Origin of the sequence: Corynebacterium jeikeium (assembly GCF_000738175.1) — a bacterium.
Taxonomy (GTDB): domain Bacteria; phylum Actinomycetota; class Actinomycetes; order Mycobacteriales; family Mycobacteriaceae; genus Corynebacterium; species Corynebacterium jeikeium_C.
Genome location: NZ_JFCH01000059.1, coordinates 79,594 through 105,209, shown reverse-complemented (window position 1 = coordinate 105,209; position 25,616 = coordinate 79,594). Strand labels below are relative to the sequence as shown.

Below are 25,616 nucleotides of genomic sequence, written 5' to 3'. Positions count from 1 at the left end.
AAACTCCCCGCGCGACTATCCGCGCAGTGCGCTCTTGACGGCTTCGATGCCGGCGGGGATGCCGGCGGCGTCCGAACCAGAGCCCTGCGCCATGGCCGGCTTACCGCCACCGCGACCAGAAACCTTCTCCCCGAAGGCCTTGACGAGCTCGCCGGCCTTAATGCCCTTGTCCACAGCAGCGTCGTTTGCAGCGGCGACGAAAGGTACCTTCTCGCCGTCTACGGAAGCAAAGACCACGACGGCGGGCTCGGAGCCCAGGCGGTTCTTCGCATCCATGGCCAGGGTGCGCAGGTCACCGGCGGCCACACCTTCGGGCAGCCGCTCGGCCAGAACCTTGACCTCGCCGATAGTTTCGGCCTTCTCCACCAGCTGGCCGACCTGCCCCTGCAGCTGCTGCGCACGCAGCTGCTGGATCTGCTTCTCGGCGGCCTTCAGTTTGGCAGTAAGCGCGTCGATGCGCTCCGGTAGTTCCTCGCTCGGGGTCTTCAGGCTGGTTGCCAGGCCAGCCACCAGAGACTTCTCGGTACTCAGGAAGCGGAAGGAATCCATGCCCGTGTAGGCCTCGATGCGGCGCACGCCGGAGCCGACGGAGGACTCGCCGAGCACTGAGATCGGGCCGACCTGGGAAGAGTGCTCCACGTGGATACCGCCGCACAGCTCCATGGAGAACGGGCCGCCGATCTCCACGACGCGCACCTCGGAACCGTAATTCTCGCCGAACAGGGCCATAGCGCCCATCGCCTTGGCCTCCTCCAGGGAGGTCTCGATGGTGTTCACCTGGTAGTCGCTATCCACCGCGCCGTTGGCGATCTCCTCGATCTGGTTCAGCTGGTTTTCGGTCAGCTGCTCGCCGTAGTTGAAGTCGAAGCGCAGGTAGCCCGGCTTGTTCATGGAGCCGGCCTGCACGGCTGTTGGCCCCAGCACCTCGCGCAGGGCGGCGTGAATCAGGTGCGTGCCGGAGTGCGCCTGGCGAGCCTGGTGGCGCCACGCCTTGTCCACCGTTGCCTGTACCTTTTGGCCCACGGCCAGCTCGCCGCCGCTCACGGTCACGTGGTGTACCCAGACCTTCTTGCCGACCTTCTGCACGTCCTCCACACGGGCGGAGCCCGAGGTGGTGGTCATCTCGCCGCGATCAGCCATCTGGCCGCCGGCCTCGGCGTAGAACGGGGTGCGGTCCAGGATCACCTGAGCGGCAGCGCCCTCCGGGGCAGTCTCCACCAGCGCGCCGTCGCGGATGATGCCCAGCACGGAGGCCTCGTCAGCCAGGTTCTCGTAGCCGGTGAACACGGTCGGGTGGTTATCCACGAACGGACGGTAGATCGTCTGATCCACGTGGCCCAGCTTCTTGGCGTTGTTATCGGCCTTGGCGCGGGCCTTCTGCTCCGCCATCAGGTCGTGGAAGCCGTCGATGTCCACCTTCAGGCCGGCCTCGGCGGCCATCTCCTGGGTCAGGTCGATCGGGAAGCCATGGGTGTCGTGCAGGGAGAAAGCAACGTCGCCCGGGACGGTATCCTCGCCGCGTTCCTTGGCACCGTGGGCCCAGATGTCGAACATCTGGGATCCGGATTCCAGGGTCTTCAGGAAGGACTTCTCCTCTGCCAGAGCTACGGCGCGAATGCGCTCGTAGTTCTCGGCGATTTCCGGGTAGGAGGGCGTCATGGTCTCGCGCACGGTGTCCATGAACCTCTCCAGGGTCTCCCCCGTTGCGCCCAGCAGGCGGGCGGAGCGGATGATTCGGCGCAGTAGGCGGCGCAGGATGTAGCCGCGGCCCTCGTTGCCGGGAGTCACGCCGTCCAGCATCAGCATCAGACCGGTGCGGGAGTGATCGGCGATCACGCGGAAGCGCACGTCGTTAGCCTGGTCGGCTCCGTACTTGGCGCCGGTGACCTCCTGGGCCACGTCGATCACGGGGCGCAGAAGGTCAGTTTCGTACACGTTGTCCACGTCCTGCAGGATGCAGGCGACACGCTCGATGCCCAGGCCGGTATCGATGTTCTTCTTCGGCAGCTTGCCGACGATCTCGAAGTTGCCCTTGCCCAGCCCCTCGCCGCGCTCGTTCTCCATGAAAACGAGGTTCCAGATCTCGATGTAGCGGGTGTCATCGACGATCGGGCCGCCCTCCTGGCCGTGCTCCGGGCCGCGGTCGTAGTAGATCTCCGAGCAGGGACCACACGGGCCGGGAATGCCCATGGACCAGTAGTTATCCTCCATGCCGAGGCGTTGGATCTTGTGCTCGGGCACCCCGATCTTCTTGTTCCAGATCTCCGCCGCTTCGTCGTCGTCGGTAAAAACTGTAACCCACAGGCGCTCCGGGTCCAGGCCCAGTCCGCCTTCTTCCACCGGATCGGTCAGCAGCGTCCAGGCGTGCGTGATCGCACCTTCCTTGAAGTAAGCGCCGAAGGAGAAGTTTCCCGCCATCTGAAAGAACGTGTTGTGGCGGGTGGTGATGCCGACCTCGTCGATGTCCAGGGTGCGCACGCACTTCTGGATGGAGGTCGCCGTGCCGTTTTCAAACGGTGGGTTCTGCTGGCCCAGGAAGTAGGGCTTGAACGGAACCATGCCGGCGTTCACGAACAGAAGGTTCGGGTCGTCCAGGATCAGCGATGCGCTGGGTACCTCGGTGTGCCCGGCCTTGGTGAAGTGCTCGATGAAGCGCTGGCGGATCTCATGCGTTTGCACGGTGGCTTTACCTCGTAGAGTTCTATGTCGACTGTAAATGGAATGCGTACATTCTACCCCCGGGTTAAGAAGGAGCGAACGATAGCCCTAAGGCTACTCAAGCGCGCAGCAATGGTCTTTTCGTGGCCGTGGGTTGTCGGCTGGTAGTACACCGCGTCCTTCAGATCGTCCGGCAGGTACTGCTGCGGCACCACGCCCTTGGGGTCGTCGTGCGGATAGACGTATCCCACCGCGTTGCCGAGTGCCTTCGCCCCCTGGTAGTGGCCGTCGCGCAAGTGAGCCGGTACTGTCCCGCCCTTGCCTGCCTGCACGTCCCCGATGGCAGAGTTGATGGCTGCGATCACCCCGTTGGACTTCGGCGCGGTCGCCAGGTGGATCGTGGCCTGCGCCAGGTTGAGCCGTGCCTCCGGCATGCCGATGAAGCTCACCGCGTGATATGCCGCCACCGCCACCTGCAGCGCCTGCGGGTCGGCCATGCCGATGTCCTCGCTGGCATGGATAACCAGTCTGCGGGCGATGAAGCGCGGATCTTCGCCGCCTTCCAGCATGCGGGCTAGGTAGTGCAGCGCGGCGTCCGGATCCGAACCACGGATGGATTTAATGAAGGCACTGGTGATGTCGTAGTGCTGGTCGCCGTCGCGGTCGTACCGCGCCACTGCCTTGTTGAGGGACTTTTTTACTTGTGACGCCACCAGCTCCGCCACGCCGTTCTCCCCATCCGGCTCGACTCCCTCGGCCGCGGCCTCCAGGTACGTCAGACTACGGCGGGCATCCCCGGCCGCCATGGCGACGAGCTGATCCATCGCCTCGGAGGTCACCCGCAGACGGCCAGCGTAGCCGCGCTCGTCGTCGAGGGCACGCTGCAGTACGGTGCGAATGTCGGCGTCACTAAGAGAAGACAGTTGGACAAGCAACGACCGCGACAAGAGCGGCGAAACCACAGAGAACGAGGGGTTTTCGGTGGTGGCGGCAACCAGTAGGACGGTGCGGTTCTCGACGGCGGAGAGCAGCGCATCCTGCTGGGTCTTGGAAAAGCGGTGGACCTCGTCGATGAACAGCACGGTGTGCTCGCCCAAGACCAGGCGCTTGCGAGCTTGTTCGATGATTGCGCGGACTTCCTTCACGCCGGAGTTCAGGGCGCTCAAGGCTTCGAAGCGGCGGCCAGAAGCCTGGGAGATGAGGCTGGCGATAGTGGTCTTGCCGGTGCCGGGCGGGCCGTAGAGGATGACGGAGGTATCGCCCTGGCCCTCGATTAGTCGGCGAAGCGGCGAACCAGGGCCGAGAACTTTGTCCTGGCCGACCACCTCGTCGAGGCTGCGGGGGCGCATGCGAACCGCCAGTGGGGCGTGGGAGCCAGGGTGAAAGTACGCCTCCGCGGCGTTCTCGTCGGTTCCGTTTGTCGCAGCGGCGCCACGGCCCTGCTGACCTTGGGAAAACAGATCGTCCATCGGCTTTAAGCGTCGGGCGTTAGTCTTCGCGCTCGTTCGGGAAGGCTCCCAGCTGCGACAGCACCTTCAAAAGAACCTGCGCAAACTCGCCGATCGCCGCGAAGCTCTTGGACTCGCGTCGGCGGGAGAAGCGCTGGATGGCCTCCACAGTCGTAGCCAGATCCTCAAGCTGCTCCTCCGACATATGGCGGATAGAGCGCGAAACCTCCTGGTTATCGGACTCATCGCCGAAGACGAACGAAGAGTGCTTGGCCACGGAAAGCCGACCGTAGTACATCATGATCAGCGACAGGAAAGCCCAGCCGATGAGGGCGGACATTACCCAGTCGTGGAAGACCTTGTCTTCAGAGATGGCGGGCCAGATCTGCTGTGCTTCCGCACGCCAGGCGGCGAGGAACTCCGTGGTCTCCGACTCGTCCAAAGCCGGGGTGGAATTATCCTGCGGGAAGCCCGCCACCACGCAGGCGACGTCGAATGCTGCGTCTCGGAACCCGGCCCATTCATAGTCCAGCAGCACGATGTCGTCCGTGAGCATGACGTTGTCCGGCGCCAGGTCGAAGGGTGTGAAGACCAGGAATTCGGACTTGTTCTGGCGCTCGACGGCCTTGGTGGCGTAGCGCTGTACCACCGGGTCGATAGTCAGCCCGTTGGAAATCATGAGGTCCACGCCAGACTGGACGAGCTCGCCGACGTCGATGTCCGATTCTTCAATCGCCTCGGGGCTGATGCTATGGCGCTGGCACTGGCGGCGCATAAGGGTGGAGTACGACTGCGCGCCACCAAACGTGGCGGCATGCATCTTGCCTAGCGAACGGCCGAGCTTGCGCAGGGCTCCAATGCGGGACTTGGAATCTTGCAGAGTCAGCACGTCGGTAAAGCTCGTGCCATCGCCCGCGTCCGACAGGATAAGCAGGCGCTGGTCGATGTCATAAGCCAGCAGCACCGGGCCGGGGCGCACCGTCTCCGCCAGAGTATTGGTGTACTGGTAGGCCACAACCTCGCGGAGCATGCCCAGGGCATCCGGACCGAACTCCCCTGCGTCGCCGGAACCCTCGTTGGAGCCATCGCCGCCCCCACCGCTGCCGACACCACCCGCGGCGGGCGCATCCCCTTCGCTTTCCGGCGGCAGCTGTTTAATCACCACCGTGCGTTCCTGCAGGAAGGGGTCGGCGGAAATCCGGCAGCGCAGAACCATCGAGGAGCCACTCCCACCCAGATCCTGCGGATCGCTGAGTTCGGGTGAACCTCCGAAGCGGGTCGCCAAAACCTGGGTTGCCGCCTCGACAGTGGACTCGACTGATTGCACTACTACTCGCCTACTTTTCCTTCTGGCCCTTGGGGCCCTTCTTCGGCTTGAAATCGATACCGGATTCCTTACGCTGCTCCGCGGAGATCTCGCCCGGGGCGTCGGTCAGCGGATCCACGCCGCCGCCGGACTTCGGGAAGGCGATGACGTCGCGGATGGATTCGAAGCCACCCAGCAGGGAGACGATGCGGTCCCAACCGAAGGCGATGCCGCCGTGCGGCGGAGCGCCGAAGGCGAACGCATCCAGCAGGAAGCCGAACTTCTCGCGAGCCTCCTCCTCGGTGATGCCCATGACCTTGAACACGCGCTCCTGAACGTCCGGCTGGTGGATACGAATAGAACCGCCGCCGATCTCGTTGCCATTACACACGATGTCGTAGGCGTAGGCCAGCGCCTCGCCCGGGTTCTCGTCGAAGTTGTCCAGGTACTCCGGCTTCGGGGAGGTAAAGGCGTGGTGCACGGCAGTCCAGGCGGAGTGGCCCAGAGCCACGTCGCCAGACGCGGTGGCATCCGCAGCCGGTTCGAACAGTGGGGCGTCGACAACCCAGGTGAAGGCCCAGTCGCCTTCCTTGATCAGGCCCAGCTTGTTAGCGATCTCGCCACGGGCAGCACCTAGCAGGGCGCGGGACGGCTTGGTCTCGCCTGCGGCGAAGAAGATGCAGTCGCCTGGCTTGGCGCCGACGTGCTCGGCAATGCCCGCGCGCTCTTCGTCGGTGATGTTCTTGGCCACCGGGCCGGACAGCTCGCCATCCTCGCCCACCAGAATGTAGGCCAGGCCCTTCGCGCCGCGCTGCTTGGCCCACTCCTGCCAGGCATCCAGCTGGCGGCGGGGCTGGTCAGCTCCGCCATCCATAACCACTGCGCCGACGTATTCGTTTTGGAACACGCGGAAGGTGGTGTTCTTGAAGAAGTCGGTGCACTCGGTGATCTGGATGTCGAAGCGCAGATCCGGCTTATCGGAGCCGTAGTACTTCATCGCCTCGGCGTAGGTCATGCGCGGGATCGGGGTGGAGATCTCGTAGCCGATCTCCTTCCAAATGGCCACCAGGATCTCCTCTGCCAGGGAGATCACGTCTTCCTGGTCCACGAAGGACATCTCGACGTCTAGCTGGGTGAACTCCGGCTGGCGGTCGGCGCGGAAGTCCTCGTCGCGGTAGCAGCGGGCGATCTGGTAGTAGCGCTCCATGCCAGCGACCATCAGCAGCTGTTTAAACAGCTGCGGGGACTGTGGCAGGGCGTAGAACGTCCCCGGGCGCAGGCGTGCGGGTACCAGGAAGTCGCGGGCGCCCTCCGGGGTGGAGCGGGTCAGCGTCGGGGTCTCGATTTCCGTGAAGTCGTGCTCAGCGAGAACCCCGCGGGCAGCCTGGTTCACACGGGAGCGCAGGCGCAGCGCATCGCCCTGGGTTTTGCGGCGCAGATCCAGGTAGCGGTACTTCAGGCGGGTCTCCTCGCCTACCTCGCCAGAGGAGGACGGATCGTCAATCTGGAACGGCAGCGCCGCCGCCGCGTTCAAAACCTCAAGCTCGGAGACGTTAACCTCGATACCGCCGGAAGCCAGGTTCGGGTTCTCCGACCCCTCCGGGCGAGCCTCCACCACACCGGTGACCTTGAGGCAGTACTCGCTGCGCAGGTCGTGTGCGCGCTCGGCTACCTCGGACTCACGGAAGACGACCTGTGCCACGCCGGTGCGGTCGCGCAGATCGATGAAAATGACGCCACCGTGGTCACGTCGACGACCAACCCAGCCGGTCAGGGTCACTTCATCACCGATATTCTCTGGGCGCAGTTCGCCCGCCAGGTGTGTGCGCAGCACGTTCCTATAATCCTTCCTCGATTTTTAGCCTTTTCGGCCTTACAGCTTACCTTGTCCGCAATAGGGTGTATACGTCGCCCGGGTATGGCACGATTCACTTGTGACTTTTAACAACAATCTGAACAACTATTCCGACCGTGGACAGCGCGGGGGTACTGGCTCCGGCGGAGGCGGTTTCGGCCTCGGGGGCGGGGGTGGCAACCAAGGTGGGGGCGGCGGCCTGTTTACTGGCCTACTTTTTGGCGCCCTCGCCCGTCGCTTCGGCATTCCGGGAATCATCGTTGCCGCCATTCTGGTGTTCCTCTTTAACGGCGGACTCGGCATGTTGGGTGGAAACGGTGGCTCCGATCAGCGTGCGGGCGTCAGTAGCAGTCAGGGCGGCGAGGGCTTCGAGCACTGCCAGACTGCCGAGGACGCCAACAACAACGACGATTGCCGCGTGTTGGCTACGGCGAAGTCAGTCGACCAGTTCTGGGGATCGGCGTTGCCGGACGAGGCTGGGAAAAAGTACAGGGAGCCGGGCCTGGTGCTCGCCGAAGGGCAGACCAGCACCCGCTGTGGCTCCGCGAACCTAGCCAGCACCGGCCCGTTCTACTGCCCCGGCGACGAGACGGTCTACATGTCCGTCCCATTCTTCGACGAGCTGAAGCAGATGGGCGGATCCAACGGCCCGTTCGCGCAGATGTACGTCACCGCCCACGAGTTCGGCCACCACATCCAGAACCTGGAGGGCAACCTGGGCTTGAGCGACTACGACAACCCGGGTGAGGATTCCAACGCGGTGAAGATGGAGGTCCAGGCCGACTGCTACGCCGGAGTTTGGGCCCAGAACGCCGACAAGGGTGAGGACGCTCTGTTGGAGCCCCTCACCCAAGAACAGGTCGAGCAGGCTATTGCGACTGCTCGTTCTATTGGCGATGACGCCATCCAGTCCAGCTCCGGACAGGAAGTAGATCCCGACAAGTGGACCCACGGGTCATCCGAAATGCGCGTGGACTGGTTCATGCGCGGCTACCAGGGCGGCACCATGAAATCCTGCCACCAGGACTTCCAGCGCTAAACTCCGCGCACGTTGCCCCGCGGCGCCCCGCCTGCAGCGCTCTTAGCGCTGCGGCGGCAGGTAAGGGCGCAGCCAGTTCGGCAAAGCCGTTCTACTAAGCGCCTGTCGTCCTCTCTGCCGTCTTCTCCGTCTTCTCGGCCAGCAGTTCCACGACTGCGGCCAGATCCACTTCGTGCTGTTCATGAGCGCCGAGATCCTTCACCGTCACCGTCCCCTCGGCGAGCTCCTTATCGCCCAGCACCAGGGCATACAGTGCACCGGCACGGTCGGCACCCTTCATGGCACCCTTCAACCCGCGGTCGCCGTAGGACATATCGGCGGCGACCCCGCGCTCGCGCAGGTCGTCCACGATGCCCACCATGCGCCGCTTGGCCTCCGCGCCGAGTGCCACGCCGTAGACATCAACCCTTCTTCCTGTTGACGCCCTCTTCTCCTCCGCCTCGAGCGCCAGCAGCGCCCTATCAACTCCCAGCCCGAAGCCGATTCCGGAAAGATCCTGCCCGCCCAGCTGCGCCATCAGGCCGTCGTAGCGTCCGCCGCCGCCGATACCAGACTGCGCGCCCAGGCCGTCGTGTACGAACTCAAAGCAGGTCTTCGTGTAGTAGTCCAGGCCGCGCACCATCCGCGGGTTGATGGTGTACCCCACGCCCAGGTCGTCCAGCAGCCCGGTCACGGTCTCGAAGTGTTCGCGGGAGGAATCGCTGAGGTGGTCCAGCATCAAGGGAGCCTCGGCCAGCATCTCCTGCATCTCAGGGCGCTTATCATCCAGTACTCGCAGCGGGTTCAGCTGCGCACGGCGCTGGGTCTCCTCGTCCAGCGGCAGCGTGGCCAGGAAGTCCTGCAGCTTCTGCCGGTAGGCGGGGCGGTCGTCCCAGTCGCCCAGGCTGGTCAGCTCCAGGCGGAAGCCGTTCAAGCCAATGGAGCTAAAGCAGCGGTGCGCCAGTGCGATAACCTCGGCGTCCAGCGCCGGATCGTCCACGCCGATGGCTTCCACGCCCACCTGCTGCAACTGGCGGTAGCGGCCGGCCTGCGGTCGCTCGTAGCGGAAGAAGGGGCCGTTGTAGACCAGCTTTACTGGTAGCTGCCCGCGATCCAGGTTGTGCTCAATGACGGCACGCATGACGCCCGCCGTGCCCTCCGGCCGCAGGGTCACCGAACGGCCGCCTCGGTCGGCGAAGGTGTACATTTCCTTCGACACGACGTCGGTAGATTCGCCAACACCACGGGCGAACAGAGAGGTCTCCTCGAAGATCGGCAGCTCCACGTGCTCGTAGCCTGCGGCGTGCGCGGCAGAGGTGAACGCATCCTTGACAGCCTTGAACTCCGCCGATGTCGGCGGCACGTAGTCCGGCACGCCCTTCGGCGCACTCAGCGCCTTAAACTTCCCGGCCTTAGCCTTCTGGGGCTTCTGTTGCTTCTTCTCGCTCTCAGTCACAAGAGAACAGTCTACTAAACGGCTATTGCACTGCCGCCAGGAAGCTATTGGTGAGCTTTTCTTCCCCGATGGTCGTGTGCGGGCCGTGGCCCGGCAGCACAATGTCCTCGTCGGCGAAATCTGTGGTGAGCTTCTTGAGGCTCAGCATCATGTCCTCAGGCGAACACCCTGGAAGGTCGGTGCGGCCCACTCCCCCGCGGAACAGCACGTCACCGCCGAAGATCAGCCCATTCACGCGGAACATAACATGCCCCGGCGAGTGGCCCGGCATGTGGTGAATCTCGAACTCCGCGCCACCGATGCTGATGGAATCTCCCAGGTGACGGATGTCCTCGATCGCGGGCATGTTGGCCACGTCGAAAGGCTGCGCCAGCGGGCTGGCCGCCTGATCCATCTCCAGCATGAAGCGATCCAACTCGTGAACGTACACCGGCACCCCGAACGCTCCCGCGTCGCGGATGTGGTCGATGTGCCCGTGGGTCAGCACGACCTTCTCGACGAAGAACTTGTGCTCGTCGGCGAGCCTTTGGATGTTCTCAAAGGCACCCAAACCCGGGTCTATAACGACCGCCGGGGAGTTTTCCCCGCTGGTGGCGTCCGAACCATCAATCACCACATAGCAATTGGTTTCGAAAGGGCCGGCAGGAAAAGAAAGGATCTGCGTCGTTTCCGGCAGGAGGGTTGCGTCTGTGCTCATGCCACTAAACCCTAGCGAAAGTAGCAACGAGCGCGTGCCCCTTCACCCGAATCGGCCAGTATATAGGGCATAATGGATCACCGTATCTAGCACAAGAAAGGTCCTAGAAAAACGTGTCTGACAACAACTATCCGAACGCGACTCAGCGCGATCAGGCGCTGTCGGAGCTAGAGAAAGCTCTGAAGTCCCGCGAGCGCAAGGCCAAGATCGCACCGCTGGGCGTGGTCGCAGCAACCCTCGCCGTGCTGGTGGTCATCGTCGGCGGAATCTGGTTTGCCGCCACCTACTCCTCTGACGAGGAGGAAGATCAGGTCGCCGAAAGCGAGCAGCAGCAGTCCGAAGAGCCGGACGTGAAGCCCGTGGCGCTGCCGGCAGGCCCCAAGGAGCCCTACGGCGAGACCGTGAAGTGCGAGTACAAGAAGGATCCGGAGGGCGAGCTCAGCGACGCCGGACTGCCCAACGGCAAGAACGTGACCGCCAAGGGAACCGAGAAGGTCACCTTGACCATAAACGGCAAAGAGGTCGGCCTGGAGCTAGCCAACGACAAGTCTCCGTGCTCCACCAACTCCTTCAAGCACCTGGTAGAGAAGAAGTTCTACGACTCCACCAAGTGCCACCGTTCTGTGAAGTCCGATTCCATGACGATCCTGCAGTGTGGCGACCCCGAGGGCACCGGCGCAGGCGGCCCGGGCTACTCCTTCGCGGATGAATTCCCGAGCAACGGTGTGGACAAGGACAAGGCTGAAACGCCGGTCAACTACAAGCGAGGCACCCTGGCGATGGCCAACAGCGGCCCGGATACCAACGGCAGCCAGTTCTTCCTGGTCACCGGCGACACCACCCTGCCGCCGAGCTACAACGTATTCGGCACCATCGACGAGGCCGGCCTGAAGGTGCTGGACAGGCTAATGGAAAAGGCACCTGAGGGCGATGCCTCCCCGTCCGAGGACATCAACATCGAGTCCGCGGTGCTGGGTTAGTCTTCTTGGGTTAGTTTTCTGGGCTAGCCTCCTGGGCTAGCCGCCCGTCGTGACGCGATAGACGTCGTAGACACCCTCGACATTGCGCAGCTGGTTCATCATGTAGCCCAGCTGCTTCGTGTCCGACACCTCGAAGGTGAAGCGGATCGTCGCCACCCTATCGCCCGCGGTGTGCGAATTCGTGGCGATGATCGGCACCTTCTGGTCAGAGACAACGCGCGTAACCTCAGAGAGCAAACCGTTGCGATCCAGCCCCTCGATCTGGATCGTGACCATAAACACCGCATTGTGGAAGCTGCTGGCCCACGAGACCTCGATGATCCGCTGCGGCTCCTGGTGCAGCTTCTCAGCGTTGGTGCAATCCGTGCGGTGTACGCTTACTCCCCCGCCCTTGGTGATGAACCCGAAGATCTTATCGCCCGGAACCGGGGTGCAGCACTTCGCCAGCTTCGCTGAGAAGTCGGCCTCCCCCTGCACGAGAATGCCGGAGCCATCGCCGCGGCCTTCCTGCGGAGTGTTCGCAATCTTCGAGGTCGCCGAGCCCGACTGCAAAACGTCGTCGGTCTCGGATTCAGGCTCCGCCCCCTCCACCAGGCGGTGGCAGACGTGCCCGGCCGTGACCTCACCCCGACCAATGGCAGTGTAGAGTGCCTCGACATTCTGGTAGTTCATGTCGCTGGCCAGCAGGCGCAGGGATTCGTGAGTAAACAGGCGGTGCACCGCCAGGCCACCCCGCTGCGCTTCGGCAGCCAGCAGATCGCGGCCCTTCTCCGCTGCTTCCTCGCGGCGCTCCTTCGCGAACCACTGCCGGATCTTCGCCTTGGCGCGCGGTGAGACGACGATGTTCATCCAGTCCTTCGACGGCCCGGAGTTTTGATCCTTCGAGGTAAAGACCTCCACCTTGTCGCCGGTATTCAACTTGGATTCCAGGGCCACCAGCTTGCCATTGACCTTCGCACCAATACAGCGGTGCCCGATCTCCGTGTGCACCGCATAGGCAAAGTCAATCGGCGTGGACCCATTCGGCAGGGTGATGGCATCGCCCTTCGGCGTGAACACGAAAATCTGGTTCGTGGACAGATCGTAGCGCAGCGAGTCCAGGAACTCGTTCGGGTCGGCGGCCTCCTTCTGCCAATCCAGCAGCTGGCGCATCCACGCCATCTGATCCACCTCTGCGGACTCGCTGTTGTTGTTGCCGCGGGTTTCCTTGTACCGCCAGTGCGCCGCGATGCCGTACTCGGCGTTGTGGTGCATCTCGTGGGTGCGGATCTGCACTTCCAGCGGCTTAGTGTCCGGGCCGATCACGGTGGTGTGCAGCGACTGGTACACGCCGAAACGCGGGGAGGAAATATAGTCCTTGAACCGCCCCGGCATCGGCTGATACAGGGTGTGGATGGCACCCACGGCCGCGTAGCAATCCTGCACGCTATCCACCAGGATGCGCACGCCCACCAGGTCAAAGATCTCATCAAAGTCGCGGCCGCGCACGATCATCTTCTGGTAGATCGACCAGTAGTGTTTCGGGCGGCCCTCAACGGTGGCGTGTAGCGAGCTGCGCGACATGGCCAGCTCGATCTCCTGCTTCACCTTCGCCAGGTACTGGTCGCGCTTCGGGGCACGGTCGGCCACCAGGCGCACGATCTCGTCGTACTTCTTCGGATACAGGATGGCGAAAGCCAGATCTTCCAGCTCCCACTTCACAGTCGCCATTCCCAGGCGGTGGGCCAGCGGGGCGATCACCTCGAGCGTCTCGCGTGCCTTCTTCGCCTGCTTTTCCGGCGGCAGGAAGCGCATGGTGCGCATGTTGTGCAGGCGGTCGGAGACCTTGATCACTAGCACGCGCGGGTCCTCTGCCATGGCGACGATCATCTTGCGGATGGTTTCCGCCTCCGCCGCGGAGCCCAGCACCACCTTGTCCAGCTTCGTCACGCCGTCCACCAGGCGAGCAACCTCACTGCCGAAGTCGCGGGACAGCTCCTCCAGGGAGTAGTCCGTATCCTCCACCGTGTCGTGCAGCAGCGCTGCGACCACGGTGGTTGTGTCCATGCCGATCTCCGCGGCGATGGTCGCCACCGCCAGCGGGTGCGTGATATACGGTTCGCCGGACTTGCGCTTGACACCCTCGTGCAGCTTCTCGGCGGTAGCATAGGCGCGGTTTAAAAGGGCCAGGTCGGCGCGCGGGTGAAAGCGCCTGTGCACGGAAAGGAGCGGCCCGAGTACGGGGTTGATCTTTGGCTTACCGGTGCCGGTGAGGCTTCGCGCAATGCGAGCCGCCATCCACAGCGAACCCTTTTCGTTGCTCATAGCCGCTTAAAGTCCTGCCTGTTTCTTCTCTTCTTTTTGTTGACGCCACCTGCGCCAATTACCCCTCGGGGCTATCAGACGGCCTGGTCGACCACGTAGAGCGGAAGATCCTTGAGACGATCGCGACCGTCCAACGCGGATACCTCTAGCACCACGCCCAGCCCGCAGACTTTCGCCCCGGCGTTTTCCAACAGCTCGCGCGAAGCGGCGAGCGTACCGCCCGTGGCGAGAACGTCGTCGATGAGGAAGACGTTCTTGCCCTGCAGCGGAATGGCGTTGTCAGCCGGGATCTCTAGGGAGGCCGTGCCGTACTCCAAAGCGTAGTCCACGTGGTGGACAGGGGGCGGCAGTTTGCCGCCTTTTCGAACTGCCAGGATGCCCACGCCCAGCTCGTAGGCAACGGCACTTCCAAGCAAGAAGCCGCGTGCATCCAATCCGCCGATCAGATCGATGTCGAAATTGCGGCAGTGCTCCGCCAGGTCTTCCACCAAGAGCTTGAAGGAGTGCGGGTCTGCCAGCACGGGGGTCAGGTCTTCGAAGACAATGCCGCGGGAGGGAAAATCCGGGACGACCCGGATGCTGCGGCGCAGCGCGCTTGCTGCGGTTTCTGCTCGCTGCGGTTTGCTATCTTGGCCGGAGTGGTCAGGGTGGTCGGCGTGGGGGGCGGAAGTCAAGCTCTTGGGTCTCTTTCTCTCTTTTGCCTGGGAGGGATCTGCGGCGGCAGGGGCATTTCCTACCTTAACGCCCCAGCCAGTCTTACAGGTGGGGCTTACTTGCTGGGCTCTTCCTCTTCGGGAGCTACCGGGGACTCGCTAGCATCAGTTCCCTCTGCCCCGTCGTCGCCTTCGTCAGAGGCACGTCCGGTTGCCACTGGCTCGTCGGACTCCACCCAGCGATCCATATTCCAGCTCACCCCGGTATCCGAGGAGCTATCCAGCACGTTAGCCGCATGAACCTCGGCAAGGATGGTGCGCGGTTCGGTGACCAGAGGCAGGGTCATGGCGTCGTCAGCCAACGCCGTCTCCGCGCCCCGGATCTCCTTGAGCCCAGAGCCCGGCGTGGCGTTCGCCGCCGAATTCCGACCGTTAGCGGATCGGGTGTCAAGGGCTACGTCGTAATCCACGCCCAGTAGGCCGTAGTCATCGGCCGAGCGGGGCACGGGTTCGATGTTTACGCCGGCCTCCGCGCACTTAGACTTAAGGGCGTCAACAATTTTCTTATATCGCGGCACCGAATCGAGGAAGCCAACGCGGATAGTCATCCCGTTGAGCTTAGAGCGAGCCTCCTCGACATTGACCTTGGTGTTCCGCCCATTGATGTCGTCCAAGTAAGCGCGCAGCGGGTGCTCGGTGCCGATAACCCGCAGGCCGGTTGGTTGCACAGCGGCGCCGGTCTCCTCCTCCACGGCCTTAGCAATGCCCTCGCGGTCGATGCAGGCATTCAGGGCCTTGCGGGAGTCGGGATTCTGCAGCAGGCCAAGGTCAGAGATCCGCAGAGTATCCACGCGCTCCGAGTTGCTCTCCACCACGCGCAACTCATCACTGTTGAGCCCCAGCTCCTCGGCTACCTTTCCAGGGGTTTCACCGGCGCCGCGGTTGGTATCCACCACGGAAAGCTGGTTATGCTCCCCCAGCTTCTTTACGTCCGCCCCTTGCGGCCAGAGGTACACCGGAGACTGGGCAGGTTCTACGCCTTTCCATTCAGGATTCTTCTCCAGCTTCAGCGAGCCATCATCTTTCCGCGCGGCAATCTTGTACGGCCCGGAGGTCGGCACCTGGGATGGATCAGTCTTCGAGAAGGTGAATACGTCTTGCCAGGCCTTACCCAGCTCCGTCAGTGCTTGTTCGTCCTTAGTGTCGACGGCGGATACGACGTCTTCCACCCCGGCCTTCTCGGCCACAGTGTGGGAAGGCAGCACCGTGCCGGGCCCAAACAGTTCCCGGTAGCGTTCACCGCGCTTGTCGGCGAAGTGCACGCTGAACTGTTTCGCGCCCGCTTCGCAGTCAATGTTCTCCACCTGGCCGAACAGCGGCATGTCGGATCCGAAGAGATCCGGGCGAGAGCTGGCCTGCAAGCTCAGCAAAAAGTCATCGCAGACTACCGGCTTGGAATCCGAGTAGGTGGCCTCCTCGTTGATGGTGTAGTCCACCTGTCGAGGATTCCCGGGGGTCGGCTTGGCCGTCACCAGGTCGCCGTTGGGCAGGTTCTGTCCGCGTGGTCCGGCGATGAAAGCGCCCGGGTAGAGGCGGGCGGAAACCTTCGCAGCATCTGTCGCCACACCCACCGCTGTGCCCGCGTTGGAGGTCACCAGGTCGCTCGTCAGCACGTACCCAAACTGCTCCGGAGGGTTACTCAGCGGGGAGTCCCCGGAACAGGCAGCCAGCCCCGCAGCAGCGAGGGCTGCGGAGAGCGTCAAAGCTGCGGTAGACCGTACTGCATGCCGCTTGCGGTTCACTGGTCGCCTTCCTTTATCCAATACATCTCGGTGGTATAGAGCCTGCGGGCTTCCCAGTTACATGCCCGGACGCCAGGACCTTCCGGCGTCTTCGTTGTGGGTCTCACGCTTGAAGTCCTCCGTGGAATCATCCGCTAGACGGGCATTCGGGCTGGATACGCCGCGCTTTCCGCTCTTCTTCGTCTTATCTGCATCCGAGCCTGCACCCGTGCCTGCGGCGGAAACTTCTACCTTTTCGCTGGTTCCTTCAGCGGTCTCCACTGCGGCGTCCTCATCAGAAGAACCATCCTTCGACGCAGCGAGGGAACGGGCGCGCTCCACGCGGGCCTCGTGCTGCTTGTACTTCTGCTGGCGCATCTTGAACGTCACCAGCAGCGGTGCGGCGAAGAAGATCGAGCTAAACGTACCGGCAATCACGCCGATGAACTGCACCAGAGCCAGATCCTTTAGCGTGCCCACACCCATGATGCCCACTGCCACGACCAGTAGAGAGGCGATCGGCACCAGGGAAAAGATGGAGGTGTTGATCGAGCGCATGATCGTCTGGTTGATGGCGAGGTTCGTTTCCTCGGCATAGGTGGCGCGCGTCGAGCCGAACAGGCCGGACTTGTTTTCTTGCACCTTGTCGAATACCACAACCGTGTCGTAAAGCGAGTACGCCAGAATCGTCAGCAGGCCGATCACAGTAGCCGGCGAAACCTCGAAGCCAACCAGCGCGTAGATACCGGAGACGACGGTGAGGTCGATCAACAGACAGATGATGGCCGCGGCCGCCATGTCGCGCTCCATGCGGATCGCGATGTAGAGGAAAACCGTCAGCAGGAATACGCCGAGGGCGATGAGCATCTTCTTGGTGATGCTGCTACCCCACGACTCAGAGACGGTGGAATCGCTAATCGCGTCCTGGGTGACCTCACCGACGTTGTTCTTCGGGTGGTACTCGTTGAACAACGCCGACCGAGCCTCGCGGATCTGCTCCTCGCTCAAGCGCTCGGAGGTGATCTCGATGGATTCGGCATCGCCGCTACCGACAGTCTGGGTGGACTGCGGGGCGATACCCGTGGCCTCCTCGAAAACTTCGGAAACGCTGGATTCGGTGGCCCCGCCTGCCGGAGGCATCGTCATGCGCGTGCCGCCCTCGAAGTCGATGCCCAGCGTGAAGCCACGCACGAGAATGGACAGCAGACACGCCACGACTACCGCAACGAGGATGCCATAGAGGCGACGGCGGTTCTGCACGATGGGGAACCCGCCATTGCCGTTGTAGAGCTTCTCGAAGAAGCCCGCCGCCTCGGTATCCGGTGCGTCGACCGGGGTGGCCTCGGCCGCCGAAAGCTCCGTGGACTCCACGGCCTCGGATTCTTTCGCGCTTAGGGTTTCGGGGTTACTCATTTACTTCCCCTCCTTGTCGTCAGTGGCCGGGGTGTCTGCCTTTGTGGACGCCTTAGATTGCGCATCATCCGGGTCTTCAGCCTGCTCTGGCTTCTCTGCCTTGCTGGCCTTGTCGGCCTTCTTGGCCGACTTAGCCCGCACGGCATGCTCGTGGGGTTTCCGCCCGTACTTGCGCTCCGCAACGCGGTAGGCCGCACCCAGGCCGTTGAGCTTCGGCGAGGCGAAGTGCGGTCGACGGGACATCAGGATCAGCAGTGGCGCGGTCAGCAGGAATGCCACCACCAGGTCAAACACGGTCGTCAGACCCAAGGTGAACGCGAAGCCCTTGACGTCGCCGACAGCCAGGAAGTAAAGGATCACAGCGGCGATTAGGGAGACGATGTTACCGGTGACGATCGTGCTGCGAGCCCGCTGCCAGGCGCGTGGCACTGCGGAGCGGAACGTAGCACCATTCTTGATCTCGTCCTTGATCCTCTCGAAGTAGATCACGAAGGAGTCGGCCGTGGTGCCCAGGCCGATAATCAGGCCGGCGATGCCCGCCAGATCCAGGCTGTACCCGATCCAACGCCCCAGCAAAACAATGAATCCGTACACGAGAGCGAACGCAGCGACGAGGGAAACGATAGCCACAACACCAAGTCCGCGGTAGTAGGCCAGTGCGTAGAGGCCTACCAGAACCAGCCCCACCAGACCGGCGATGATGCCGGCCTTCAGGGAGGCAGCACCCAACGACGGGGAGATTGTGGTGGTAGTGCCGCCCGGCTCGCCGTTCTCACCGACGAAGCTCAGCGGCAGCGCTCCGTAGCGCAGGTTGTTAGCTAGGTCCTGGGCCTCCTTCTCGGAGAAGCTACCCGTGATCTGGGAGACTTCGCCCGGAGGTGTCGGCGACTGGATCTCCGGCGCGGAGATGACCTTGGAGTCCAAGGTGATGGCTACACGCTTACCCATCATCTGCTGGCCAAGTGCGTACCAGGTTTCGCCACCCGGGGTCTGCTCGCCGGTCTTGAACTTGAAGGTAATGGCCATCTGCGCAGAGTTCGGCTGCAGGCCGCCGGTAATCTGCGAGTTCGTGTCGATCATCTCACCCGTCAGGCGTTCACCGTTCTTCTCATCGGTCTCGCCCTTCAGCAGCGGCGCAGGCCCCAGAACCATCGGCCCCTGCTCGCTACAGGTGACCAGCGGCTTGTCTGCATCATCGGAGCCCGCCATCGGGTCGTTAGCTTCACAGTTCAACAAAGCACCGGCTGCCTGCTGCTTGTTTCCGTCTGTGCTCTGGCGGTCCGCCTCCAGCACCTCGACCTGCTTGTCGCGGCGCTCCTGCTCCTCGACCGAATCCTTCGGCTCCGCCGGTGGCTTGGCGGAGACCTTCAGCTCCTTCGGCGCATCCTTCAGGCCGAGCTGTGGGAATGCCTTAACCATTTGCCCAAGGCGCTCGTTTGCGAAATCAGGGGTGATAATTCCGTTCTCCACCCAGCGATTCGCCATCTTCTTCAATGCCTGGGGGAAGTCCTTGGTGGGCTGACCCGGCTGTGCTTCGGGGCGGAACAGCAGCTGCGAGGTCCTGCCCAGCGAGCGCGCCTCGCCTGCATCCGAACCGGGCACGGTAATAACCAGGTTGTTGCCGTCCGACACCACGGAGGCGCCGGAAACGCCCATGCCGTTCACGCGGTTTTCCAGAATTGTACGCGCCTGGCTCAGCTGGTCCGGCGTGGGCGTATCCCCCTGCGGAACCAACGTCACACGGGTGCCGCCCTGCAGGTCGATGCCCAGCTTGGGCTCGAAGGATTTGTTTCCCGTAAACATGATCAAGCCCAGCACGATGAGGACGACCACCACGAATGCGGCGAGCGCCCGCTTCGGCCACGCGAAGCCGCCCTGTGCAGCAGTTCTCTTTTTCTTCTTTGCCACCGCTTTAAGTCTCCTGCAATCCAGTCGCGAGCATGCGCGACCGGTGTACTAAAAAAATCTAACCCCGTGATACTAACGCTTGGGTTCGGACAAACGGAATACCGAACCAGCTAGTTAGTCGTCTTTTTCTTCCGTCAGCTGCGTCTCTTGCTGCGAGCCAGGCTCCACAGAGTCGACGGTCTCCAGGATGGACACCTTCTCCCAGGTGGTCACAACCCCCGTTGCGATCTCCAGGTCGATGGTCGTATCCCCCACGTGGACCACACGACCGTGGATGCCGGAGGTCGTCTTCACGACCATGCCTGGACCCAGCTGATCCTGAAACTGCCGGATCTCCTGAACCCGCTTGTTTTGCTTGCGGATCTGGATCAGCGGCAAGCCGACGAACACAAGTAGGACAAGGACGATGAGAATAATGTCAATTGGCATAGTGACAATTTTGCCATATGGCCTTCCCACATCCCCTTTGCCCCGCTATAGCCCGATTGTGCCTTCCGGTGGTTCTAAGCCGATGTGTCGCCACGCCGCCGCCGTCGCCACGCGCCCACGCGGGGTACGGCTCACCATTCCGGCTCGGACGAGGTAAGGCTCGCAGACTTCCTCGACCGTTGACGGTTCTTCACCTACCGCCAGCGCAAGGGTATTGACGCCCACAGGTCCACCGCCGTGGCCCTTCACCAGGGCTTCAATGACCGCCCGGTCGAGCCTATCCAGACCAGATTCGTCCACGTCGAAGACCAGCAGCGCGGCACGCGCCACCTCGACGGTGATCTTTCCGTCGGCATTTACATCCGCGAAGTCGCGCACTCGGCGCAGCAGTCGGTTGGCGATACGCGGGGTTCCGCGGGAACGGGAGGCAATCTCCGCTGCGGCGTCACCAGTAATCTCAACTCCCAAGATTCCCGCTGCGCGCGTGACCACCCGGGTCAGGTCGGCGATGTCGTAGAACTCCATCTGGGCGGTGAAGCCAAAGCGGTCGCGCAGCGGGCCGGTGAGCATGCCCGCGCGAGTGGTGGCGCCCACCAGGGTGAACGGGGCGATCTCGATGGGGATGGACGTGGCACCGGGCCCCTTGCCGACGATCACATCGATGCGGAAGTCCTCCATCGCCATATAGAGCATCTCCTCGGCGGGGCGGGCCATGCGGTGGATCTCGTCGATAAACAGTACGTCGCCCTCCATCAGGTTGGAGAGCATGGCGGCCAGATCGCCAGCACGCTCCAGGGCGGGGCCGGAGGTCATGCGCAGGGAACTGCCGAGCTCCTGGGCGATGATCATGGCCATCGTGGTCTTGCCCAAGCCGGGAGGGCCGGCCAACAGCACGTGGTCGGGAGCTACTCCGCGGGAACGCGCGCCGCCCAGCACTAGGTCCAGCTGCGTACGTACCTTCGGCTGGCCGATGAACTCATCCAGTGACTTGGGGCGCAGCGAAGTATCAATGTCCGATTCCCCGGCGGATTGCTGCGGGTCCAGATCCGCGTTCTGGGGAAAGCCTTGACCGCCGGGTACGGCGCCCGGCCCCACGCCCGGTGGAAGTTCAAACTCTGTGCGCTCGGTGTCGCTCATAGTCTCCAGTCTCCCCTATTCTTCAGCCGTGTACTAGCGCTTGCCTGTGCCTATTTAATTGCCGCCAGCGAAGCGCGTAGCAGCCCGGAAGCATCCGGGGCTTGCGGGGCGGACCACTGGGCCAATACTGCATCAATGGTGGTGCCGGCCTTGGACTCCGTGAACCCGAGCCCCACGAGCGCTTCGAGGACCTGTTCCCGCACGTCCGCCGCCACAGCCTGGCTCCCGGCAACGCCGGAGGCACCGGCGACCCCAGAATCCCCAGATCCCGCGACTTCTCCCAGATCCGCCACCTTGCCCTTCAGATCCACAGCCATGCGTTCGGCCAGGCGCTTGCCTACGCCCGGCGCCTTCTGCAGCGTCTTGTGATCGCCGTTGGATACCGCCCGGGCGAGTTCCTGCGGGCTAATAACCGACAGGATCGCCAACGCCAGCCGGGCGCCCACACCGGAGACGGACTGCAGGGTGGCGAAGGCGCGCTTCTCATCCGCATCCTTGAACACGTACAGCGTCTGCGAGTCCTCGCGCACCACCATCGTGGTCGTCACGAAGACTTCCTCGCCCCGCGGCAGCTCCGCGATGGTGGTGGCGGTGCCGGTGCACTGGTAGCCCACACCCGCACACTCGATGGTCACGTAGTCCAGGCCCTTATCAATCACAGTTCCGCGCAGCGATGCGATCATGGTTTCCCCTTTACTAGATGGTTCAGTGGCGCCCGCCAGCAATGGCACACGGCCAGCGCCAGCGCATCGGCCGCATCCGGCGGCTTGGGTGCTTCGCTCAGCCCCAAGATACGGGTAATCATGCGCGTCATCTGCGCCTTATCCGCCCGGCCGTTGCCGCTGATGGACTTCTTCACCTCACTGGGTGTGTACATGTGCACATCTACCCCGCGCCTGGCGGCGGCCAGCATCAACACGCCGGAGGCGTGGGCGGTGTTCATCACCGTGGAAACATTGGAGCGCTCGAACACGCGCTCCAGCGCCACTACGTGCGGCTGATAGTCGTCAAACCACTCCTCCACCGCGTCGAAGAGCTTGTTGAGGCGCCGCTCCACCGGCATGTCCGACGGAGTGCGCACCACTCCCACGGCCACGGGGTACACAGCGCGCCCCTTCCCCGCCTGCACCACGGATAGTCCGCAGCGCGTCAGCCCAGGGTCTATCCCCATCACGCGCAGCCCGGCCAGCGAGGTCGGGCCACCAGTGGGGCTGCCCCAGGCGGAATTATGTGGAGTGTTCATCGTGTAGCTAAGAATAGCACACGTGTTTTAATTATTCGCTGTCCAGATCCGCCAGCACGTCATCCGGCACGTTCATGTTGGTGAACACGTTCTGCACGTCGTCGGAATCCTCCAGCGCGTCGATCAGGTTGAACACCTTCTTCGCGGTGGTGGCATCCGCCGGAACCTCCATGGACGCGCGGAAGTCCAGCTCGATGGAGTCGTAGTCGATCTCGGCTTCCTTCAGCGCATCGCGCACGGCGTTGATGTCGGAGGATTCGCACACGACCTCGAACTTTTCGCCGATGTCATTGACTTCTTCCGCACCGGCGTCCAGCACGGCGAGCAGGATGTCGTCCTCGGTGTTCTCGCCCTTGTCCAGCACTGCCACGCCCTTGCGGGTGAACAGGTAGGAAACGGAGCCCGCGTCCGCCATATTGCCGCCGTTCTTGTTCATGGCGGTGCGCACGTCGGTGGTGGCGCGGTTGCGGTTATCGGTCAGGCACTCGATGAGCATAGCCACACCGTTGGGGCCGTAGCCTTCGTACATCACGGTTTCCCAGTTTGCGCCGCCGGCCTCTTCGCCGGAGCCGCGCTTGCGAGCGCGCTCGATGTTGTCGTTGGGCACCGAGGACTTCTTGGCCTTGGTGATCGCGTCCTGCAGCGTCGGGTTTGCGCTGGGGTCACCACCACCGGTACGGGCCGCCACTTCGATGTTCTTAATCAGCTTGGCGAATTCCTTGCCACGCTTTGCGTCGTTGGCAGCCTTCTTGTGCTTGGTAGTTGCCCATTTGGAGTGGCCGGCCATGATCCTCTTTCGGTAGTCGGGTTCGTCTGTTTCGCTTCCATACTAGACCCCCACGGTGTAGCTGCCGTCACGCACGTCGCTTTTTCTTTATGACGCCCCCACGCCCCAACCGCCGAAGCTATCCAGCAGCTATTCCACGCCGTACTGCTTAACCATCCCGAGGAAGTACTCGTGCACGCGGTCATCCTCGGAAAGCTCCGGGTGGAAGCTGCATCCCAGCACGTGCCCCTGCCGCACGCCGACGACCGTGCCATCCGGCAAGGTGGACACAACTTCTACCCCGTCGCCCACTTCCTCCACCTTGGGAGCGCGGATGAAAACGGCCTCGACGGGCGTGTCGATGTCCCCGAACGGCAGCTGGGTCTCGAAGGAGTCCACCTGCCGGCCGAAGGCGTTGCGCCGCACTGTGATGTCCATGGCGTGCAAGCTGTGGGCGTCACTACGAGTATCCAAGACCCGATCGGCCAGCAGAATCAGCCCGGCGCACGTACCGAACACGGGTAGGCCGTCGGCAACCAGGGTCCGCAGGGGTTCCAGCATGCCGCCTAGCTCCAGCAACTTGGACATGGTGGTGGACTCGCCGCCGGGCATGATCAGCCCGTCGAGGCCCTCCAGGTGCTCGGGACGGCGAACGGCGCGAGCCTCGTGGCCCAGGCGTTCGATGCTGCGCATGTGCTCGACGAACCCGCCTTGCACGCTCAACACGCCAATGATCATCGGCCTACTGCTCCTTCAGTGGCACCGATTGGGCGCCGTCGCGCAAGGTGCGGGTCAGCCCCTCCTGGGTGACCACGGCCACCAGGTCGCCCTGCTGGTTGAAGATCCGCCCGTGGGTCAGCGCACGGCCGCCGTGGGCGGACGGGGAAACCTGGTCGTACAACAGCCACTCGTCGGCACGGAAGGGGCGCAGGAACCACATGGCGTGGTCCAGCGAGGCCTCCTGAAACTCCGCCGGTCGGTGTGGCACCAGCGCGGACGACAACAGGGTCATGTCCGACATGTAGGCCAGGGTGCAGACGTGCAGGGTGTCGATGTCCGGCAGCTTGGACTTCGTGCGGAACCACACCACCTGCTGAGAGGCAGTGTACTTGTTGTGCTCGTAGTCCTCCGGCGGGACGATGCGCACGTCCCAGTCGGCCCACTCGTCGCGGAACAGGCGCTGGACGCGGGTCAGCGACTCGGTATCCACTGCGATGGACTCGGGGTCCGGCACCGCGCGCATCTCGTCGGAGTGCTGCGGGCCGTGGTCGTCGCGGATGTGGAAGCTGGCCTGCATGCTGAAGATCGCCTTGCCGTCCTGCACTACCTTCACAGAACGGGAGACGAAGGATCGACCGTCGCGCACACGGTCGACCAAGAACACCGTCGAGGCATCAGGGTTGCCCGGGCCAACGAAGTAGCCGTGCAGGGAGTGCACGGCGAAATCCTCGCTGACGGTGCGGGTGGCCGCCACCAAAGCTTGCGCGGCAACCTGGCCGCCGTACGTGCGCGCCAGCTTCGACGGCAGCGGGCTGCCGCGGAAGATGTCGCGGTCGATGCGCTCTAGATCCAGGACATCCAGGATCTTCGGACGGTGAGGAGACATTACCAGCCGCGCTCCGCGAGGCGGTGCGGCTGCGGGATCTCGTCGACGTTGATGCCGACCATGGCCTCACCCAGGCCGCGAGAAACCTTAGCGATGGTCGCCGGGTCGTCGTAGTTCTGGGTGGCCTGCACGATAGCGCGGGCGCGCTGCTCCGGGTTGCCGGACTTGAAGATGCCGGAGCCGACGAATACACCCTCGGCGCCCAGCTGCATCATCATCGCAGCGTCGGCCGGGGTGGCGATGCCACCGGCGGTGAACAGAACGACCGGCAGCTTGCCGTTGGCAGCAACCTCGCGCACCAGCTCGTAGGGAGCCTGCAGCTCCTTGGCCGCCACGTACAGCTCGTCCTCGGCCATAGAGGTCAGGCGGTTGATCTCCGCACGGATGGTGCGCATGTGGGTGACGGCGTTCGAGACGTCACCAGTGCCGGCCTCGCCCTTGGAGCGGATCATAGCCGCGCCCTCGTTCACGCGGCGCAGCGCCTCGCCCAGGTTGGTAGCACCGCAGACGAAAGGAACCTCGAAGTCGAACTTGTCGATGTGGTTCTTGTAGTCGGCCGGGGTAAGCACCTCGGACTCGTCAATGAAGTCCACGCCCAGGGACTGCAGAACCTGTGCCTCGACGAAGTGGCCGATACGGGCCTTGGCCATAACGGGGATCGAGACGGCATTAATGATGCCCTCGATCATGTCCGGGTCGGACATGCGGGAAACGCCACCTTCGGCACGAATATCGGCGGGCACGCGCTCCAGAGCCATCACGGCGGTGGCGCCGGCATCCTCGGCGATCTTTGCCTGCTCCGGGGTAACGACGTCCATAATCACGCCGCCCTTGAGCATGTCGGCCAGGCCGCGCTTCACGCGAGCGGTGCCGGTGTTCGCAGCAGAAGAGTTATTGGTCACGATGCTTAGCTTCCCATCTATGAAGAGTTTTAGATCGGCTCTAGTCTAACCTGTCT

General features: G+C 63.3%; 21 protein-coding genes. 2 read left to right on the top strand and 19 right to left on the bottom strand.

The window, feature by feature from the left end; genetic code table 11:
• Window positions 1-15: 15 nt before the first annotated feature.
• The 4 genes from alaS to aspS are packed head-to-tail and all read right to left on the bottom strand — an operon-like array spanning window position 16 to window position 7,246.
• On the bottom strand, window positions 16-2,679 hold the full coding sequence (alaS, locus tag JQ46_RS10030; RefSeq protein ID WP_034987908.1) for an alanine--tRNA ligase: 2,664 nt from the start codon (window positions 2,677-2,679) through the stop codon (window positions 16-18).
• A gap of 53 nt (window positions 2,680-2,732) precedes the next feature.
• The gene (locus tag JQ46_RS10025) at window positions 2,733-4,127 is read right to left on the bottom strand and encodes a replication-associated recombination protein A (protein ID WP_034987906.1); all 1,395 of its coding nucleotides are present in this window, start codon (window positions 4,125-4,127) and stop codon (window positions 2,733-2,735) included.
• A gap of 19 nt (window positions 4,128-4,146) precedes the next feature.
• Window positions 4,147-5,433, bottom strand: a complete 1,287-nt coding sequence (locus JQ46_RS10020) for a phosphotransferase (protein ID WP_034987904.1) — start codon at window positions 5,431-5,433, stop codon at window positions 4,147-4,149.
• Window positions 5,434-5,443: 10 nt separating this feature from the next.
• A complete protein-coding gene (gene aspS, locus JQ46_RS10015) occupies window positions 5,444-7,246 on the bottom strand; it encodes an aspartate--tRNA ligase (protein ID WP_034987902.1) in 1,803 nt (600 codons plus the stop codon).
• 100 nt (window positions 7,247-7,346) lie between these two features.
• On the opposite strand from aspS, the gene ypfJ reads away from it, so the two are divergent.
• A complete protein-coding gene (ypfJ, locus tag JQ46_RS10010) occupies window positions 7,347-8,306 on the top strand; it encodes a KPN_02809 family neutral zinc metallopeptidase (RefSeq protein ID WP_080719539.1) in 960 nt (319 codons plus the stop codon).
• 94 nt (window positions 8,307-8,400) lie between these two features.
• Here ypfJ and hisS read toward each other — a convergent pair whose 3' ends face one another.
• Both hisS and JQ46_RS10000 read right to left on the bottom strand, forming a co-directional pair.
• Window positions 8,401-9,741 (bottom strand): histidine--tRNA ligase, encoded by a 1,341-nt coding sequence (hisS, locus tag JQ46_RS10005; RefSeq protein ID WP_034987900.1) that lies wholly within the window; start codon window positions 9,739-9,741, stop codon window positions 8,401-8,403.
• Between the two features lie 22 nt (window positions 9,742-9,763).
• Window positions 9,764-10,438 (bottom strand): MBL fold metallo-hydrolase, encoded by a 675-nt coding sequence (locus JQ46_RS10000; protein ID WP_034987898.1) that lies wholly within the window; start codon window positions 10,436-10,438, stop codon window positions 9,764-9,766.
• A 113-nt stretch (window positions 10,439-10,551) separates the two neighbouring features.
• Between JQ46_RS10000 and JQ46_RS09995 the strand changes: the two genes are divergently transcribed.
• Window positions 10,552-11,418, top strand: a complete 867-nt coding sequence (locus tag JQ46_RS09995; protein ID WP_034987896.1) for a peptidylprolyl isomerase — start codon at window positions 10,552-10,554, stop codon at window positions 11,416-11,418.
• A 36-nt stretch (window positions 11,419-11,454) separates the two neighbouring features.
• Here JQ46_RS09995 and JQ46_RS09990 read toward each other — a convergent pair whose 3' ends face one another.
• The 13 genes from JQ46_RS09990 to pdxS all read right to left on the bottom strand — a co-directional run bounded on the left by JQ46_RS09990 (window position 11,455) and on the right by pdxS (window position 25,560).
• Entirely contained in the window at window positions 11,455-13,722 is a 2,268-nt protein-coding gene (locus JQ46_RS09990; RefSeq protein ID WP_034987894.1) for a RelA/SpoT family protein, read from the bottom strand.
• 74 nt (window positions 13,723-13,796) lie between these two features.
• Entirely contained in the window at window positions 13,797-14,396 is a 600-nt protein-coding gene (locus tag JQ46_RS09985; RefSeq protein ID WP_080719538.1) for an adenine phosphoribosyltransferase, read from the bottom strand.
• A gap of 95 nt (window positions 14,397-14,491) precedes the next feature.
• Window positions 14,492-16,177 (bottom strand): ABC transporter substrate-binding protein, encoded by a 1,686-nt coding sequence (locus tag JQ46_RS09980; RefSeq protein ID WP_034987892.1) that lies wholly within the window; start codon window positions 16,175-16,177, stop codon window positions 14,492-14,494.
• 57 nt (window positions 16,178-16,234) lie between these two features.
• Entirely contained in the window at window positions 16,235-17,569 is a 1,335-nt protein-coding gene (gene secF / locus JQ46_RS09975; protein ID WP_034987889.1) for a protein translocase subunit SecF, read from the bottom strand.
• Window positions 17,570-19,477, bottom strand: coding sequence for a protein translocase subunit SecD (gene secD, locus JQ46_RS09970; RefSeq protein WP_034987886.1), 1,908 nt, complete (start codon window positions 19,475-19,477; stop codon window positions 17,570-17,572). It abuts the gene before it with no gap.
• Window positions 19,478-19,591: 114 nt separating this feature from the next.
• Window positions 19,592-19,906 carry a preprotein translocase subunit YajC gene (gene yajC / locus JQ46_RS09965; RefSeq protein ID WP_034987884.1) on the bottom strand — a complete coding sequence of 105 codons (315 nt, stop codon included), beginning with the start codon at window positions 19,904-19,906 and terminating at the stop codon, window positions 19,592-19,594.
• A gap of 45 nt (window positions 19,907-19,951) precedes the next feature.
• Complete coding sequence (gene ruvB / locus JQ46_RS09960; RefSeq protein ID WP_034987881.1) at window positions 19,952-21,043, bottom strand: Holliday junction branch migration DNA helicase RuvB; 1,092 nt, start codon at window positions 21,041-21,043, stop codon at window positions 19,952-19,954.
• Between the two features lie 50 nt (window positions 21,044-21,093).
• On the bottom strand, window positions 21,094-21,726 hold the full coding sequence (gene ruvA, locus JQ46_RS09955; RefSeq protein WP_034987877.1) for a Holliday junction branch migration protein RuvA: 633 nt from the start codon (window positions 21,724-21,726) through the stop codon (window positions 21,094-21,096).
• On the bottom strand, window positions 21,723-22,286 hold the full coding sequence (ruvC, locus tag JQ46_RS09950; RefSeq protein WP_051876326.1) for a crossover junction endodeoxyribonuclease RuvC: 564 nt from the start codon (window positions 22,284-22,286) through the stop codon (window positions 21,723-21,725). Before ruvC ends, ruvA begins: the two co-directional genes overlap by 4 nt.
• A 31-nt stretch (window positions 22,287-22,317) precedes the next feature.
• A complete protein-coding gene (locus JQ46_RS09945) occupies window positions 22,318-23,073 on the bottom strand; it encodes a YebC/PmpR family DNA-binding transcriptional regulator (RefSeq protein ID WP_034987874.1) in 756 nt (251 codons plus the stop codon).
• 129 nt (window positions 23,074-23,202) lie between these two features.
• Window positions 23,203-23,790, bottom strand: coding sequence for a pyridoxal 5'-phosphate synthase glutaminase subunit PdxT (pdxT, locus tag JQ46_RS09940; protein ID WP_034987872.1), 588 nt, complete (start codon window positions 23,788-23,790; stop codon window positions 23,203-23,205).
• Between the two features lie 4 nt (window positions 23,791-23,794).
• Window positions 23,795-24,658 (bottom strand): acyl-CoA thioesterase, encoded by an 864-nt coding sequence (locus JQ46_RS09935; RefSeq protein ID WP_034987869.1) that lies wholly within the window; start codon window positions 24,656-24,658, stop codon window positions 23,795-23,797.
• A complete protein-coding gene (pdxS, locus tag JQ46_RS09930; RefSeq protein WP_141741116.1) occupies window positions 24,658-25,560 on the bottom strand; it encodes a pyridoxal 5'-phosphate synthase lyase subunit PdxS in 903 nt (300 codons plus the stop codon). Before pdxS ends, JQ46_RS09935 begins: the two co-directional genes overlap by 1 nt.
• Between the last annotated feature and the right edge of the window lie 56 nt (window positions 25,561-25,616).